13 protein-coding genes are annotated in these 16,251 nt (G+C 40.7%); 8 read left to right on the forward strand and 5 right to left on the reverse strand.

Annotation, left to right across the window (positions count from 1 at the left end):
• Nucleotides 1-50: 50 nt before the first annotated feature.
• Together J0A69_RS00895 and J0A69_RS00900 are read left to right on the forward strand one after the other, a co-directional pair.
• Nucleotides 51-785, forward strand: coding sequence for an RluA family pseudouridine synthase (locus tag J0A69_RS00895; protein ID WP_206584625.1), 735 nt, complete (start codon nt 51-53; stop codon nt 783-785).
• Nucleotides 786-873: 88 nt separating this feature from the next.
• Entirely contained in the window at nt 874-1,374 is a 501-nt protein-coding gene (locus J0A69_RS00900) for a SixA phosphatase family protein (protein ID WP_206584626.1), read from the forward strand.
• Between the two features lie 103 nt (nt 1,375-1,477).
• Here J0A69_RS00900 and J0A69_RS00905 read toward each other — a convergent pair whose 3' ends face one another.
• Nucleotides 1,478-2,569 (reverse strand): DUF4221 family protein, encoded by a 1,092-nt coding sequence (locus tag J0A69_RS00905; protein ID WP_206584627.1) that lies wholly within the window; start codon nt 2,567-2,569, stop codon nt 1,478-1,480.
• A 75-nt stretch (nt 2,570-2,644) separates the two neighbouring features.
• Nucleotides 2,645-3,406, reverse strand: coding sequence for a DeoR/GlpR family DNA-binding transcription regulator (locus J0A69_RS00910; protein ID WP_206584628.1), 762 nt, complete (start codon nt 3,404-3,406; stop codon nt 2,645-2,647).
• A gap of 126 nt (nt 3,407-3,532) precedes the next feature.
• On the opposite strand from J0A69_RS00910, the gene J0A69_RS00915 reads away from it, so the two are divergent.
• Genes J0A69_RS00915 through J0A69_RS00925 form a run of 3 tightly spaced genes read left to right on the forward strand, consistent with a single transcriptional unit; the run spans nt 3,533 to nt 7,338 of the window.
• Complete coding sequence (locus J0A69_RS00915) at nt 3,533-5,098, forward strand: glycerol-3-phosphate dehydrogenase/oxidase (RefSeq protein WP_206584629.1); 1,566 nt, start codon at nt 3,533-3,535, stop codon at nt 5,096-5,098.
• 6 nt (nt 5,099-5,104) lie between these two features.
• A complete protein-coding gene (glpK, locus tag J0A69_RS00920; protein ID WP_206584630.1) occupies nt 5,105-6,604 on the forward strand; it encodes a glycerol kinase GlpK in 1,500 nt (499 codons plus the stop codon).
• Entirely contained in the window at nt 6,604-7,338 is a 735-nt protein-coding gene (locus J0A69_RS00925; RefSeq protein WP_206584631.1) for an MIP/aquaporin family protein, read from the forward strand. The genes glpK and J0A69_RS00925 overlap by 1 nt, the downstream gene beginning before the upstream one ends.
• Nucleotides 7,339-7,413: 75 nt before the next feature.
• Here J0A69_RS00925 and J0A69_RS00930 read toward each other — a convergent pair whose 3' ends face one another.
• Nucleotides 7,414-8,553, reverse strand: coding sequence for an acyl-CoA dehydrogenase family protein (locus tag J0A69_RS00930; protein WP_206584632.1), 1,140 nt, complete (start codon nt 8,551-8,553; stop codon nt 7,414-7,416).
• A 235-nt stretch (nt 8,554-8,788) separates the two neighbouring features.
• Between J0A69_RS00930 and J0A69_RS00935 the strand changes: the two genes are divergently transcribed.
• Nucleotides 8,789-10,729: a tetratricopeptide repeat-containing sensor histidine kinase gene (locus J0A69_RS00935; RefSeq protein ID WP_206584633.1), complete on the forward strand. Its 1,941-nt coding sequence runs from the start codon at nt 8,789-8,791 to the stop codon at nt 10,727-10,729.
• Between the two features lie 96 nt (nt 10,730-10,825).
• Nucleotides 10,826-11,137, forward strand: coding sequence for a hypothetical protein (locus J0A69_RS00940; protein ID WP_206584634.1), 312 nt, complete (start codon nt 10,826-10,828; stop codon nt 11,135-11,137).
• A 35-nt stretch (nt 11,138-11,172) separates the two neighbouring features.
• Here J0A69_RS00940 and J0A69_RS00945 read toward each other — a convergent pair whose 3' ends face one another.
• Nucleotides 11,173-11,403: a DUF3820 family protein gene (locus J0A69_RS00945; protein WP_262897709.1), complete on the reverse strand. Its 231-nt coding sequence runs from the start codon at nt 11,401-11,403 to the stop codon at nt 11,173-11,175.
• Nucleotides 11,404-11,535: 132 nt separating this feature from the next.
• Here J0A69_RS00945 and J0A69_RS00950 point away from each other — a divergent pair, with 132 nt between their 5' ends.
• Nucleotides 11,536-13,002 carry an alpha/beta hydrolase family protein gene (locus J0A69_RS00950; RefSeq protein ID WP_236032563.1) on the forward strand — a complete coding sequence of 489 codons (1,467 nt, stop codon included), beginning with the start codon at nt 11,536-11,538 and terminating at the stop codon, nt 13,000-13,002.
• A 123-nt stretch (nt 13,003-13,125) separates the two neighbouring features.
• Here the strand turns inward: J0A69_RS00950 and J0A69_RS00955 are convergent, their stop codons facing one another.
• Complete coding sequence (locus J0A69_RS00955) at nt 13,126-16,158, reverse strand: WD40/YVTN/BNR-like repeat-containing protein (protein WP_206584635.1); 3,033 nt, start codon at nt 16,156-16,158, stop codon at nt 13,126-13,128.
• Nucleotides 16,159-16,251: the final 93 nt, after the last annotated feature.

Genomic DNA, 16,251 nt, shown 5'->3' on the forward strand with positions numbered 1-16,251 from the left:
ATTTATTCTTCTCGCTAACTCATGCGAAACCCTTATCTTTGTACCTGATTATGAAAAAGAAACCATTCACCGTTGTCTATGAAGACAACCACCTATTGATCGTCAATAAAGCTGCCGGAGTATTGGTGCAGGGGGATAAGACGGGCGATAAGACTTTGACGGACTACCTGAAAGATTACATTGCCAAGAAATATGATAAGCCGGGAGCAGTTTTCTTGCATCCTATCCACAGACTGGACAGACCTGTAAGTGGTTTGGTGGCTTTTGCCAGAACATCCAAAGGCTTGGAGCGCATGATGGAGCTTTTCCGCAAGCGAGATATACATAAAGTTTATTGGGCCATCGTGAAAAGAAAGCCTCGTGAAGAGCAAGGAAAATTGACACATTGGCTAGTCAAAGACGAGCAAAAGAACTTCGTCACAGCGCATGAAAAAGAAGTTCCAGGCTCACAAAAAGCGGAATTGAATTATAAAACCTTGGGATTTATGAATGACCACTGGCTCTTGGAAGTTCGTCCGGTTTCCGGCAGACCTCATCAGATTAGAGTTCAGCTGGCATCCATGGGTTGCCCGATCCGAGGAGACTTAAAATATGGATTTGCAAAAGCTAATCCTGATGCCAGCATTAATCTACATGCATTTAACCTGGTCTTTGTTCACCCAATCAAAAAAGAAAAGCTCTACTTAAGAGCTGCTGTTCCTGAAGAAGAGTTCTGGGAGCAATTCTTGGAGTTTGAAACGGTAAAAACAAAAGACCAGCATTTAAATAACTCCTTCTCTGGATAAAAGAATTTGAAATGATCCTGCTTTCGTGGGATCATTTTATTTTTATACCTTATTTTTAATTCCGTTTTCTTCTTAGTCCCAACTCAATATGAAAAATCTGCTTTTCCTTTTCTTCGGTCTTTTTCTCTTGGCCTCTTGCGGTTCAAAATCAAATGAAAAAACCATTTACATCGTAAGGCATGCAGAAAAGGAACTTGTGGGTGATGATCCCAAGCTACTTCAGGTTGGTCAAATCAGAGCTGCAAAACTGGGACAGATTTTAGCAGATAAGGAAATCAAGCATGTGTTCAGCACAGATTACAGAAGAACAAAAGAGACTGCAGCTCCAACTGCAAATGCCGCTGGTTTGGAAATTCAGACTTACGATCCTAGAAATAATGATGCTTTGGTTGAGCAGTTAAAAAGTCTGGAAGGAAATGTTCTGGTAGTGGGACACAGTAATACAGTCGGACAAATCGCAAATTATTTTGTGGGCGATGGAGAAAAATATGGAGATCTAGAAGATACCCAGTATGAATTTATTTACATCGTGACTTTGGATAAAGAAGGTAAATCTGCAGTGGAGCGAAAGACTTACAAGGATTATTAAACTAAAGAAAATCCACTAATTCATTGCCTATTTTTTTATGCTGGATACTATAAAGTGGTCCAGACCTTACTTTCTTCTAAGAAGAAAAGAAGTGATTTACATTTTACTCTTTATTAAACGACCCTTCTACCTTAAAGGAATGGTACCGAAATGAATTCTCATCTGGCATTTCATTTGAAATCGCAAATACTTTAGATTCATTTGGAAGAAGTCTCCCCAATTTGCTTTCTATTTCAATTTCTCCCCAGCTTCCATCCCTTTGAATCACTGTCAAAAAATCCTTCCCAGTTGAGACTCCGTCTCTGTAGGTTCTATGCCTTCTCAAAATCTGATTTTTTGAAGGATCAACTAATAAATCAATAAATTGAGTTGATTCTCCCACTTCTCCTATTTTTGATCTCGAATAGTCTTTATAATAGGTAGATTCCGTTTCCTTGAAATTTGTTGGTTTAATCAAATACTCTTTGGTTTCGCCGGTATTCAAATCTAATAGATAGACCTCTGGTAAATATCGAAATGCATAGGCCATTTTCCCTCCATAGACTGAAATTAAGGGAGGTAGAGATTTGTAATATCCTTTTCCTTCTTGAATGAGGTTTTCGGGAACATCAAGTTTTAAAAATTCAGCTCTTTCATCAATTATAGAATACTTCAAGAGGTCAATCTCTTTGTCATAAGATTGAAATCTATTTTTATGTGAATTAGAATCCTTAATCCAAAGATAAACCTCACCTGTAATTGGGTCCCAATTGGACCTGAAAATCACGCTAATGCTTTTACCTGAAATCCCTGAATTTTCGAGAATATCTTTATAGTAAATCTCTTTAAGCTTTTCTCCTTCAAGATTGATTATGGCAAGACTTTCAGAAGTTGAAATAAGAATTTGACTCTGAAATAGAATAGATGAAAAAACATTGGAAGGGATTGAATTTGGTCCATCAAAATTAACTTTCACTCGACCGATAAGCTCATTTTTGACTAAATCAAACAACTGAAACTCTTCTCTACCCCTATCAAAAGAAAGTAATACTCCCTGACTATTGATCTCAGAAATTCTGGGTATACTTAAAAAAGGCTCTTCTTTTTCTTGAACTTGAAAATCCTCCGAACTGACAATTTGATAAGTCTTACTTAATTCTTTTTGACTACAGGAAAATAAAAGAATAAAAACAATTGAAAAGACTTTATTTTTCATTGATGTTTTCCAAAAAGATATCCTCAATGTGCTAAACCTATTTTTTTAATAATTTAAACTAAGATTTTTTTATTCCTAAACCAAAACCAGTTCAATGCCCTTTTCCTCCAATTTTGACTTATACAAATCCGGAATGCCTGAGTCCGTGATAATTACATCCACATCTTCTAATTCACAGATTTTCCCAAATCCCTTTTTGCCAAACTTTTTAGAGTCAGCCAATACAATAGTTTTTTGAACATTCTTGATCATCTGTGCATTCAGATGCGCTTCCATCATATTGGAAGTGGTCAATCCATGCTCCAAACTCACGCCATCTACGCTTAAAAAAAGTTTACTGCAGGCAAAATTCTGGAGCATTTCCTCAGCATAGTGCCCTACAGCAGAGCTGCTGCTTTTTCTCACAACTCCTCCCAATTGGACCAATTCCACTTCAGGAGAATCTATTAAAGCCAATGTCACATTCATCGCTGCCGTAAGAACAGTCAAAGGCATATTTTTGGGAATTGCTTGAGCGAATGCTACCACGGTGGTTCCTGAACCTATTAAAATCGCTTCGTTATCTTCTAAATATTCCAATGCTTTTTGAGCAATCTTGCTTTTCTCCTCTACTTGCTCAAGCTTTTTGACACTAACTGAGCGATCGGAAACGTAAGGGGAAGCGGGTGTTGCACTCCCATGGGAACGATAAAGGAGTCCTTTGTCTTCCAACAACTTCAAGTCCTTTCGAATGGTCACCATGGTTACTTCCATGTTTTTCGCAAGATCAGATACCGACACAAAACCGGCCCGATTCAACTCATCAAGAATATACTTATGTCTTTCAGCGATTGTCATTTGCTTTTCTTTCTGACCTAAAATTAAACAAAACAACAGGAAAGAATAGAATAATCAAGATTATTTACTTTTCTTTTATTTCTTTTTCTTTCTTTTTATATTACTTTTAAGTCGATTTAGAAAGAAATGAATAGAGAAGAAAACATAAACCAACTCAAAGACTCCACAAAAATCTGGGATATTGCCGTGATTGGTGGCGGTTCATCTGGATTGGGAGTAGCATTGGATGCTATTTCTAGAGGTCTTTCAGTTATATTATTGGAGAAAGCTGACTTTGCCAAAGGCACTTCCAGCCGAAGCACCAAATTGGTCCACGGTGGCGTCCGCTACCTAGCGCAAGGCGATGTAATGCTTGTTTTGGAAGCATTGAAGGAAAGAGGAAAGTTGCTTAAAAATGCCCCACACCTTGCGCATGACCAGCCTTTTATCATCCCTATTTATACTTGGTTTGATCGGATTCAATACAGTATTGGTCTTAAACTTTATGACTGGATGTCGGGAAGGTTGAGTTTGGGTAAATCTGAATTCATTTCTAAAAAAGAAACAATCAAGAGACTGCCAGCCGTTTTGCAAAAAGGACTGATGGGTGGTGTGGTGTATCATGACGGCCAATTTGATGATGCAAGATTGGCTTTGGATATTGCACAGACAGCCGATGAGGCCGGCGCTTGTATTCTTAACTATACCAAAGTCAGTAGTCTGGAAAAGAACGAATCCGGAAAAATCACAGGATTGAAGGTTCAGGATGTCCTGAGTGGTAAAAAATATCCCCTTCAAGCAAAAATGGTCGTAAATGCCACGGGAGTTTTTGCAGATAAAATCCTTCAAATGGATAATCCTGAGGCTCCAAAAATGATTCAACCAAGTCAAGGAATTCATTTGGTCTTGGATCTGGGTTTTCTGGGAGGAACTGATGCACTGATGATTCCAAAAACCAGGGATGGAAGAGTGCTTTTCGCAGTTCCATGGCATGGCAAACTGGTGGTTGGAACGACTGATACTCTTCGGGAAAAACCGAAACTAGAGCCAGAAGCCTTGCAGAAAGAAATAGATTTTGTATTAGAGACCGCAGGTGGCTATTTAACCAGAAAACCAACCCGAGATGACGTCAAAGCAGTTTTTGCAGGCTTAAGACCTTTAGCCAGACCAAAGGAAGGTAGCACTAAAACAAAAGAAATTTCAAGATCCCATAAAGTAATCGTCTCAGAGAGTGGACTAGTCACTTTGACTGGTGGAAAATGGACGACTTTTAGAAAAATGGGAGAAGATACGGTAGACTATTTTCAGCAAGTGACCGGCGAAAGCCCCGCCGCCAGCAATTCCTTGGACATGAAAATTCATGGCTACACAGATTCGCTGCCTTCTGGACATTGGCAGCTTTATGGAGCTGATGCCAAAGCCATTCAGGGCCTGACTTCTGAAAACACGGAATTTGCAGAAAAACTACATCCTGACTTCCCAAATATTGCCGCTGAAGTAATTTGGGCAGTTAGAAAAGAAATGGCTGTCAAAGTAGAAGATGTGCTATCAAGAAGAATTCGTATTTTGATCCTGGATGCTCAGGTAGCGATCGATGCAGCGCCAAAAGTAGCTCGATTGATGGCTGCCGAACTTCAAAAAGATGAAGCATGGATCACTCAGGAGTTGGCTGATTTTCAGAAAACTGCCGAGAAATATTTGATTAAAAAATAACCTAACATGACCCAAGAAAAACCCTACTTAATGGCTCTGGACCAAGGCACAACTAGTTCCAGAGCAATTATTTTTGACAAAAAAGGGCAGATTGTTTCTGTTGCCCAAAAAGATTTTAAACAACATTTCCCCAATTCCGGCTGGGTAGAACATGATCCACAGGAAATCTGGACCAGCCAATCCACAGTGATGGTGGAATCTCTGATCAATAAAGGAATCAGAGCAGATCAGATCGCAGGAATCGGAATTACCAATCAGCGGGAAACCACAATCGTTTGGGATAGAAAGACGGGAAAAGCTATTTATAATGCTATCGTTTGGCAAGACCGACGAACTGCAAGCTTTTGCAATCAGCTCAAAGAAGCGGGGCATGCTGAAATGATTGCATCCAAAACAGGACTCATTATCGATGCCTATTTTTCGGCTACCAAGATTCGTTGGATTTTAGAAAATGTAGAAGGTGCCAGAGAAAAAGCTGAAGCCGGAGAATTGGCTTTTGGTACGGTAGACTCTTGGCTGATTTGGAAACTTACTGCTGGAAAAACGCACATCACTGACATTACCAATGCCAGCAGAACGATGATTTACAACATCCACACTCAGGAATGGGACAAAGAGCTTCTTGATCTTTTTGACATACCGGCTTCTTTACTTCCAGAAGTAAAATCCTGTAGTGAAGTTTATTGCGAAACCGCAGGAGATGTTTTGAGTGTCAAAATCCCAATTGCGGGAATAGCCGGAGATCAGCAAGCTGCCTTGTTTGGTCAACTTTGCACCCAACCTGGCATGGCCAAGACTACATACGGAACAGGTTGTTTTTTAGTCATGAACACAGGAACAGAAGCCGTCAGATCTCAAAATCAATTATTGACGACAGTAGCCTGGAAAATCGGAGACGAGATTAATTATGCTTTGGAAGGTTCGGTTTTCATCGGTGGAGCGGCAATTCAATGGCTTCGTGATGGGATAGAGCTATTCAAAGACGCCAAAGAATCAGAGAACCTGGCAACTAGTCTGGATGATAACGATGGGGTTTATTTTGTCCCGGCCTTAACCGGATTAGGTGCTCCTCATTGGGATCAAAATGCAAGAGGTGCTTTTTTTGGGATCACGAGGGGAACCACCATTGCCCATTTGACCAGAGCTGCCTTGGAGGCAATTGCTTATCAAGTTCATGATGTGTTGAAAGCCATGGAAAAAGACTCAGGCAAACCCACTCAGGAACTTAGAGTAGACGGTGGCGCGACAGCTAATAATTTTTTGATGCAGTTTCAAGCTGACTTGCTAGACTGCGAAATCAAGCGGCCTAAAATCATTGAAACCACCGCGATTGGAGCAGCATTTTTGGCTGGGCTGGCAGTAGGATTCTGGAAAAGTCAAGATGAACTCCAGTCACTTTGGGAATCTGATAGAAACTTTCAGCCGGAAATGAAATCGGAAACACGTGAAAAAATGCTACATTTTTGGCATAAAGCAGTTGAACGATCTAAAAACTGGGTAGAATAATGAATCCATACATCGCAGAAATCATAGGAACCGGCCTGCTCCTTTTGTTAGGATCTGGGGTTGTTGCCAACATGCTTCTTCCAAAAACAAAAGGACATGGTGGAGGAATTATGGAAATCAGTACTGCTTGGGCTTTGGCTGTTTACGTGGGAGTTGTAGTAGCAGGGCCATATAGTGGCGCACATTTAAATCCGGCTGTTACTATCGGGTTGGCTGTTGCGGGAAAGTTTGATTGGAATTTGGTACCTGGATATATCGGTGCGGAAATCCTAGGAGCCATGATCGGCGTTGGGATCGCTTGGCTATTTTACAAAGACCATTATGAGGCTACGGACGACCCTGGATTGAAAGCAGCACCATTTGCAACCTCTCCAGCCATCAGAAACCTACCGCTCAACTTCTTTTCCGAGTTAGTTGGGACCTTCGTCTTAATTCTAGTTATTCTTTACAATGCGGGAGTAAAAATCGGTGATGCTACTGAAACTCCAATTGGAATGGGTTCATTAGGAGCTATTCCGGTTGCCTTTTTGGTTTGGGTGATTGGTTTGGCATTGGGTGGAACAACCGGTTATGCCATCAATCCAGCGAGGGATTTTGGACCGAGATTGATGCACTCGATTTTACCTATCAAAGGAAAGGGAAGTTCGGATTGGGAATATTCCTGGGTACCTATTTTAGGACCTATCGCGGGAGCAGCTCTTGCGGCGGGTCTCTTTTTGGTAGCAGGATCTTAAAATCAAGACAAGAAAAAGCCTGAGATTTTCTAGATTCTCAGGCTTTTTATATTTCAAATTATAGGTTTCCTATCCCTACTTCAATACTTCTCTTGCAATTACCATTTTTTGGATTTCTGAAGTCCCCTCGCCTATTGTGCAGAGCTTGGAATCTCGATAATATTTTTCAACAGGGTAATCCTTTGTGAAGCCATAGCCTCCAAAGATTTGAACTGCATCATTTGAAACTGAAACACAGACTTCCGAAGCATAATATTTTGCCTGAGCAGAAACCAAAGTCACTTTTTCCCCTCTATTCTTTAAGTCAGCCGCTTTCATAATCAATAGTTTGGCTGCCTCCACCTGAGTAGCCATATCCGCCAGCTTGAATGAAATCCCTTGAAACTTACTGATTGACTTTCCAAACTGCTCTCTTTCTTTTGAATAACTAATGGAAGCTTCTAGAGCTCCTTCCGCGATCCCAAGGGACAAAGCAGCAATTGAAATTCTCCCTCCGTCCAAGATCTTCATGGATTGGATAAACCCTTCCCCAACATTTCCTAAAATCTGGGATTCATGAACTTTACAATCTTCAAAAATCATTTCCGCAGTCTCAGACGCACGCATCCCCAACTTATCTTCTTTTCGACCTCCTGAGAAACCTTTCGTACCTCTTTCTACAATGAAAGCTGTCATTCCATGAGAATCTCCAACATCACCTGTTCGAGCAATAACTACTGCCACATCTCCGGAAACCCCATGCGTTATGAAATTTTTCGCTCCATTGATCACCCAATGATCTCCATCTTTTACTGCCACTGTTCGCATATTTCCAGCATCAGAACCTGTGTTTGGTTCAGTCAAGCCCCAAGCACCCAGCATTTCGCAAGTAGCCAATTTGGGAAGGTATTTTTGCTTTTGATCATCATTTCCAAACATCATTATATGTCCGGTACATAATGAGTTATGAGCAGCCATAGATAGCCCAATAGATGGATCCAACTTGGAAAGTTCTACGATAGCAGTGACATATTCATCATAACCAAAGCCAGCCCCTCCGTATTCAGTTGGGACCAACACTCCCATGAGTCCCAGCTCTCCAAGTTTTTTAAAAAGTTCTTTTGGAAAATACTGCTTATCATCCCACTCCTTTCGAAAGGGGGTGATTTCTTTTGCTCCGAAATCCCGGATCATATCAGCAATCATTCGCTGATTTTCATTTTCATTAAAATTCATAGAGTAAGCTATATGGGTTTATATATTCATTTAACCCTAAGATTCAGAATAAGTTTGGTTTCCCCAAATCGGATAAAACCAACTATTATTTTTAAAATATGATTCTTTTCTTCTCTATGCATTGTCGAGACTTAATTTACCCTACTATTTTTCGAGTTATCTCCCTAAAATCAATTTTATATTTCCTTTTTACAATCAAATAAATTTGATTTATTCGGCTTCAAATCAATATTTTATGACCTTTATTAAGCGACTAATCCTAGTCAGCCTTTTTCAGATCCTTGCTATTTCCAGTTTTGCACAGTCCATTTTTGATGTATTGGATAGCTTAAAAAACGAATTACAACTCAAAAAAAATCCTGCCGAAAAAGTCCCGATTCTCTCTGATCTAACATGGTATTATGTGCAAGTGTCTTTGGATACAGCAATTCTTTACGGAGAAGAAGCAATTGAACTTTCGAAAGAAATAGATGATCCCGTTTTACTCAGTCAGGCTTACAGTGATCTTGCTTATGCTTGGATGGAAAAGGGAGAACTGGTAAATGCCCGTCAAAATTATGAAGCCGCTTTGGAGCTTCGCTATGAAATTGGTGATTCCTCTAAAATCTATGGTACCATCACCAATCTTGGCTCGGTCTATCAACGGGATTTCCAATCTGACTCCGCCATGTCAAATTACCTGAAGGCGCTTTCATTTTTTGAACGGGAAGGCAATGAGAAAAATGCGGACTTTATCCGAAACAACATCGGGGTTATTTATTTGGAACTTAAAAATTATCCCAAAGCTCTGGAAATTCTCGAGCAAGTGGCTAAATACAGGGAAGAAAATGAGGATTACCATAACCTAGCCACGACACTCAATAATCTCGGAAGTATTCATAAGCATTTGGGAGATGATGAAAAATCAGAAGAGGTCTACAAACAGGCTTTGGAAATCTACCAGGATATAGGAGATGCATATTACACTTCCACGACCTATAATAACCTGGCGACTTTATACAACTCACAGAAACGAAGTAAACTGGCAATTGAATTTGCAGAGGAAGGTCTAAAACTAGCGGAGCAAGCAGGAGCCAGCTATGATTATACACTTCTATTATCCAACCTGGCCCAATCCTATCGAGATCTCCGGGATTTTGAAAAATCTCGCGAATACTATCTGAAATCGGTAGAAGGATTTAAAGCCCAAAATGCAGAAGAGGACCTGATGACCATGTATCTTTTGATGTCGCCAGTGTATGCTGCACTGAATATGCCTGACAGCTCAGCTTATTATACAGATGAATATATAGATCTCCTTCGTAAACTGAATGAACAGGAAATTCTAGAGCTGACTTCAGACCTTGAGACCCGATATCAAACTGAAAAGAAAGACCGAGAAATTGCCGAACAGCGATTAGTTCTACGAACCAAAAACATCCAACTTTTTGGCTCTTTGGGCTTGGCATTGGTCCTAGCCTTGGTTGGATATCTACTTAACAAACAGCAGAAACTCCGAAACCGCCAGCTGCAACAGGAAGCTGACTTGAAAGCCGCTTTGGCACAAATAGAAACCCAAAACCAGCTTCAGGAGCAACGGATGATCATCTCCAGAGACCTTCATGACAACATTGGTGCTCAGTTGACATTTATTATCTCTGCGATCGAAAACCTCAAATATTTTGATCCTATCAAAGACTCACTCACAAAGCGTTACGATTCTATTGCTGATTTCACTAAGCAAACCATCACAGATCTTCGGGATACAATCTGGGCTATGAATGCCGGGCAGATCACTTGGGAGCAGCTTTCAGGTAGGATTTCCAACTTTCTGCAAAATGCCAAAACGAGTGCATCACAAGTTGATTTTGAGTTTCAAAAAGATGAATCCATCGATTCTGATTTCAGGCTTACTAGTTCCTCAGGAATCCAAGTTTATAGGATAATGCAGGAAGCCATTCAAAATGCGATCAAATATGCATCTCCAGATCAAATCAAAGTAACTGTGGTCCGAGAAGGGCAAAACTTCCTTCTAAACGTTGAGGATGACGGGACTGGATTTGTTGAGTCAGAAATCACTCCGGGAAATGGACTATTCAATATGCGTAAAAGAGCCGAAGAGCTGGGAGGAAAGATTTTGATCCAGTCTAATCGAGGAAGAGGAACTTCCATTCAATTGACTTGCCCCCTTGGCTGAATTCGACTAATAGAAATAGGCAATTTGCCGTATTCTATATCCAACAGCTAAATTCTAGATTTGAGTCTTGCCAAAAGGCATGTCTCAGAAGAATTTATGCTACAACCTGTTCTGGAAAATGGAGGAGTGGAATTACTGGTGCTACTGGTTTTGGTTGCGATCGCGATCCTACATATTCTTCTTTTCAGGGAATATATGCACCAAGATAAAATCCAAAAAGAACGGCTAAAAGCAATGGAAAAGCTGGTAAACTCCGAGCTTTTCAGATCCAAATCCTTAACGATTCAAGTGAAGAAATTAGCTTCTATTAAAGAAAGAACCCAAGACCAACTAGACTTGATCAAACTGGAAGTCGAAGCGATAAAACTGAATGAAGATCCAAAACTGGAGGAAAAGAACAAACAATAACCGAAACCTTATTCACTTCAAGAACTTGTTCAAACTCACATGGGGTAGTTCTTTTTGATATTTCGGATCAAATCCTCCAGACCATTTACTTTGACTTCGTAAATCGTCTGCAACATTTCTCCCAGTTTGCCTTCCGGAAATCCTTTGGAATGGTACCAAATAACATAAGGTTCTGGCAGATCAATAAGGTATCGCCCCTTGTATTTTCCAAAAGGCATTTTGGTATGGGCAAGCTTGATCAGAAAAGTTCTATCTGGCTGTATCAAATCGTGGATAATTGGATTTTATGAAAAGCAGAATCTAGGATCATCCTTGTTAATTTTCAAACTAGGACTCTAAATTCAATTTGATCTTCTTACTTTAGGAATATCACAAAGAAAGGAAAAGAGTGCTAAATCATGACTCTTTCAAGATTGCATTCTTTCTATTATTTCCTTTTGTATTCCAATTTTAGCTATCCAACGATGAAAAAAATCACTTCCCTTTTCCTCTTGTTTTTTGTTTTTCAATTTGCCTACTCCCAAGAAATTATCGGGCAATGGAATGGCGTCTTGAAAGTTCCTGGCGGTCAATTAAGGCTGGTTTTCAATGTTTCCGAAACAGAAAACGGTTACTCCTCCACCATGGATAGCCCGGACCAAGGTGCAAAAGGAATCCCAACTACCAGTACCAGTTTTGAGGATGGGGTTTTGAAAATTACGATAGCGAATGCCAGAATTGAGTATCAAGGAACTTTGGGAGAAGACAATAAAATCGTGGGAACTTTCACCCAAGCCGGACAATCCTTTCCAATGGATCTATCCAGAGAGATTGTCCAAAAAGAAGTTCCAAAACGCCCTCAAGAGCCTCAAAAGCCTTTTCCTTATTATTCCGAAGACATCAAATTTGACAATGCTAAAGCGGGTATTACGCTGGCAGGAACTCTAACTTTACCCGAAGAAAAAGGCAATTTCCCAGCAGTGGTGCTGATTACCGGCAGCGGTCCCCAAAATAGGGATGAGGAAATCCTGGGACATAAACCTTTCTTGGTTATCTCTGATTATCTGACCAGAAACGGAATTGCAGTATTGCGATTTGATGATCGAGGAACGGCAGCTTCTGGAGGAAATTTTGGAACTGCTACCAGCAACGACTTTGCAACGGACGTTCAAGCTGCGGTGGAGTTTTTGAAAACCCGAAAAGAAATAAACAAAGATAAGATCGGCTTAATCGGACATAGTGAAGGAGGATTGATTGCACCAATAGTAGCCAAGGATTCACCCGATATCGCTTTTTTAGTTCTTTTAGCTGGCACAGGAATTCCTGGAGGTGACATTCTCTTACTGCAGCAAAGACTTATCGGAGCATCTTCTGGAATGACCCCAGCTCAATTGGATGAAAATGAGAAGATGAGTTCAAAGACTTTTGAAATTGTAAGAAATGCTGCTTCTGATGAGGACCTCAAGAGAGAATTAGCCGGATTAATGATTCAGACTTTCCGGAGCATGCCAGCAGATCAGGTTCCCGAAGGATTGACAGAAGGGGATTTTGTAAATGCCCAAATGAAGCAGTTAACCAGCCCTTGGATGATCAATTTTATCAAATATGATCCAGCCCCAACTTTGGAAAAAATCAAGATTCCTGTGTTGGCAATCAATGGATCCAATGATCTTCAGGTTCCACCCAAAGAAAATCTCGGAGCCATCAAAGCTGCTCTTGAAAAAGCAGGAAACGAAGATTTCACAATTCAGGAGCTTCCAGGTTTAAATCACCTTTTCCAGGAAAGCAGCACCGGAGCAATCAGCGAATATGAGACGATTGAACAGACCTTCTCACCTGATGCCTTGGAGCTGATCTTAAAATGGATACAATCGAAGGTAAATTGATTTCAAAAATCACCAGTTGGTTTTTGATTATAGAATTTAAGCAAAGAAATCCTACCATTTGCTAACCAAGATTTACAAAAAAAAGTCCTAGCATCTGCTAGGACTTTTTTGTTTGGTTTATGATTATTTCATTCCATCAAACTGCTTTTTGATGGCTTCAAATTTAGATTTCAGTTCCTCTAATCTTTCATAAGCATCTTGTCCAGGTTTTTGATCAGCCTGTCCTAACATAGAATATAAATAGCTCGCCTGATCTTTTAGCATTGGCTCCATATAGGTTCCGTCAGGTGTAACCAACTCATTGTAAATCGCATCCAGTCGATCTTTTTTCAACTGGACATTTTTGGCTGGACTTTCCTTTTCCAAAACCATTTTTAATGCTTCTTTTTCCTCTTCTACCGCAGCGATTAGTTTTTCTATTTCATCTCTGAAAGCTTGAACTTCCAAAGTCAAAGCTTCTTGCTCGGCTACCTCTTCTTCTGAAACCATTGTCACTCTTGGGTCCAGTCTCACTTCCACATCTTTCACCACCACTTGATCGCCTGCAACAAGTCTAGCCTTGTAAGTACCAGTTGAAACCAAAGGTCCATTTCCGGTGTAGGCTCGCTTAGGATCTTTATCCCATCCGCCTTGATGTCTCATATTCCAGGTAAAGTGATTCATACCGGCATTATTTGGCAAACCTCCCGAAGCTGGTGGCTCTGAAAATTCAGTAGACATATTTCTAGTCGTATCCACCTTCTCTCCTTTTGGCGCATCGGCTCGGAAAGCTCTCACCACTTCTCCTTTTTCATTGATCAGTTCCAATCGAAGATTATCCTGCTTATCTGCTAAATAATAATCCAATTGAGCTCCTCCTCTTGGGTATTCCGGCCCATTTGTTTCGCTTCTAGCGTACAGTGTATTTCTGAATGCAGGCTTCGTATCAAACATTACCACAGCCTGCGAACCAATAGAATTGACAGCTCTCAAACTAGTCAGGTTATCCAAAATCCAAAAACCTCTACCCATAGTGGACATGACCAAATCATCTTGATGGATTTTGATATCGGTGATTGGAGTGACTGGTAAATTACTTTTAAAAGGAGTCCAAGTTTCGCCATCATTTAGAGATATAAATAGCCCAAACTGCGTTCCTGCATATAAAACACCTTCTTTTTCTGGATCCTCACGAACCACCAAGGTTGGGAAATCACCGGGAATCCCATTTGTACCGTCAGTCAGCAAGGACCAAGTTTTGCCATAATCCTCAGTCTTATAGATGTATGGTTTATCATCACCCAATAAATACCTCAAAACTGCCACATAGGCTTTGGCGGGATCATGAGGAGAAGGTTCAACTGCATCGACTCTGCCTCCCTTTGGCATATTTGGCGTAACATTATCCCAGTTCTTGCCACCGTCTTTGGTCACATGAACTGGTCCATCATTGGCTCCTACCCAGATTAGACCTTCTTTGAGTTTGGACTCTCGAATAGCATAAATAGTACTGTAATATTCCTCACCAGTAATATCTCTGGTAATCGGTGCACCTGAAATAACCTGAGCTTCTGGATCAAAAGCAGTTAAATCCGGCGAAATAATCTCCCAGGTTTTCCCGTCATCCGTGGTCTTATGCACATACTGCGAAGTATGGTAAATCACATCTGGATTGTGCTGGGAAACATGGATCGGAGCAACCCGCTGAAATCTGAATTTCAAATCAGTAGGATTATGCCCGTAAATATTTGAGGCTCCAACATAATATTGCATTTCCTGACCGGAGGTCTTGTCATAGACTCCAAATCTTCCTTTACAATTCGAATAAACGATGTTTGGATTGCCTGGCTTTGGCACCGCTGGGCCTGTTTCGCATCCACCCACATTGATGATATAGGAATTACTTCCAGCCTGTACACTGATTGGAGCCATGCTAGGAACGGCAATAGCGCTGTAATTATCCTGTTGCCCTGCATATAGCCAATAAGGATACTGATCATCCACCTCCACTGTATAGAGTTCTGCAGTCGGCTGATTGAATTGGGTAGACCAGCTTTTCCCTGAGTTTTGAGTCACATTAGCTCCTCCATCATTTCCCTGAATCCAAATCGTGGTATCATTTGGGTTGATCCAAATATCATGATTGTCTCCATGTGGAGTAGAAATAGATCTCCAGGTTTTACCTCCATCATAAGAGCGAAGGAAACGCAGTGAATTGTTATAAACCGTATTGGCGTCTTTTGGATTTGCCTCGATATTGGTATAGTAAAAAGGTCGGTTTGTCAAATTTGGATTGTCTGACACAAACTCCCAGCTCTCTCCCCGATCAGCGGATCTATACAAACCACCTTGGTTTTCTGATGCTTCGATATTGGCATAAACGACATTAGGATCTGCTGGTGAAACTGCAAAGTCAATTTTGCCAGTCAAGGCAGTTGGTAAGCCATTGGTCAGTTTATTCCATGTTTTTCCAGCATCTGTCGACTTATAAACACCACCCTCGGAAGATCCGGAAATGATGGTCCATGGTTTTCTTTCGCCTCTCCAAGCGCCTGCATAAATGGTATTAGGATCATCCGGTGCCAGCTCCAAATCGGAAATTCCCACACTGTCAGAATGATAAAAAACCTTATCCCAAGTCTTTCCTCCATCTGTGGTTTTAAACACACCTCTTTCTTCATTTCTGGCGAAAGCCTGACCTATCGCTGCTACATACACGATATCAGGATTTGATGGGTGAATCTCCACCGCACCTATTTGCCCTGATTCTTTCAAGCCAATAAACGCCCAGGTTTTACCTTCGTCAACTGACTTGTAAACTCCTTTACCCGTAATCACATTGGATCTAAGACCATCAGAGCCTGTTCCTACATAAATGATTTCAGGTTGTTTTTGATAAACGGAAATGGCCCCAATCGAGGGAGTTGGAAAATATCCATCTGAAATATTTTCCCAAGTGATTCCATAGTCATCCGTTTTCCAAACTCCTCCTCCGGTAGCACCCATGTAAAAAACAGAAGGCTTAGATTCTACCCCTGCAACAGCCGTCACACGGCCTCCACGAAGTGGTCCAACATTTCTGAATTTGTAGGTATTTAAAATAGGAGTTAGATCTTGAGAAAAAGCAAGAATGCTAAGGGGAAGTAAAAAGGCGGTGGTCAGTAGCTTTTTTAGCATAAGAATTACATTTAAGCGAGAATATAATTCGAAAATGCATGAAATAACAAGGCAATTATAGGAATGGATCAGACCACTTGATTTTACTGGTTT

It is taken from the genome of Algoriphagus pacificus (assembly GCF_017254845.1).
GTDB classification, from domain to species: Bacteria; Bacteroidota; Bacteroidia; order Cytophagales; family Cyclobacteriaceae; genus Algoriphagus; species Algoriphagus pacificus.

What these genes read in the sequence shown, in the direction of transcription:
- J0A69_RS00895 (WP_206584625.1), top strand. Translation starts at nt 51, where the DNA reads ATGAAAAAGAAACCATTCACCGTTGTCTATGAAGACAACCACCTATTG.
- J0A69_RS00900 (WP_206584626.1), top strand. Translation starts at nt 874, where the DNA reads ATGAAAAATCTGCTTTTCCTTTTCTTCGGTCTTTTTCTCTTGGCCTCT.
- J0A69_RS00905 (WP_206584627.1), bottom strand. Translation starts at nt 2,569, where the DNA reads ATGAAAAATAAAGTCTTTTCAATTGTTTTTATTCTTTTATTTTCCTGT.
- J0A69_RS00910 (WP_206584628.1), bottom strand. Translation starts at nt 3,406, where the DNA reads ATGACAATCGCTGAAAGACATAAGTATATTCTTGATGAGTTGAATCGG.
- J0A69_RS00915 (WP_206584629.1), top strand. Translation starts at nt 3,533, where the DNA reads ATGAATAGAGAAGAAAACATAAACCAACTCAAAGACTCCACAAAAATC.
- glpK (WP_206584630.1), top strand. Translation starts at nt 5,105, where the DNA reads ATGACCCAAGAAAAACCCTACTTAATGGCTCTGGACCAAGGCACAACT.
- J0A69_RS00925 (WP_206584631.1), top strand. Translation starts at nt 6,604, where the DNA reads ATGAATCCATACATCGCAGAAATCATAGGAACCGGCCTGCTCCTTTTG.
- J0A69_RS00930 (WP_206584632.1), bottom strand. Translation starts at nt 8,553, where the DNA reads ATGAATTTTAATGAAAATGAAAATCAGCGAATGATTGCTGATATGATC.
- J0A69_RS00935 (WP_206584633.1), top strand. Translation starts at nt 8,789, where the DNA reads ATGACCTTTATTAAGCGACTAATCCTAGTCAGCCTTTTTCAGATCCTT.
- J0A69_RS00940 (WP_206584634.1), top strand. Translation starts at nt 10,826, where the DNA reads ATGCTACAACCTGTTCTGGAAAATGGAGGAGTGGAATTACTGGTGCTA.
- J0A69_RS00950 (WP_236032563.1), top strand. Translation starts at nt 11,536, where the DNA reads ATGACTCTTTCAAGATTGCATTCTTTCTATTATTTCCTTTTGTATTCC.
- J0A69_RS00955 (WP_206584635.1), bottom strand. Translation starts at nt 16,158, where the DNA reads ATGCTAAAAAAGCTACTGACCACCGCCTTTTTACTTCCCCTTAGCATT.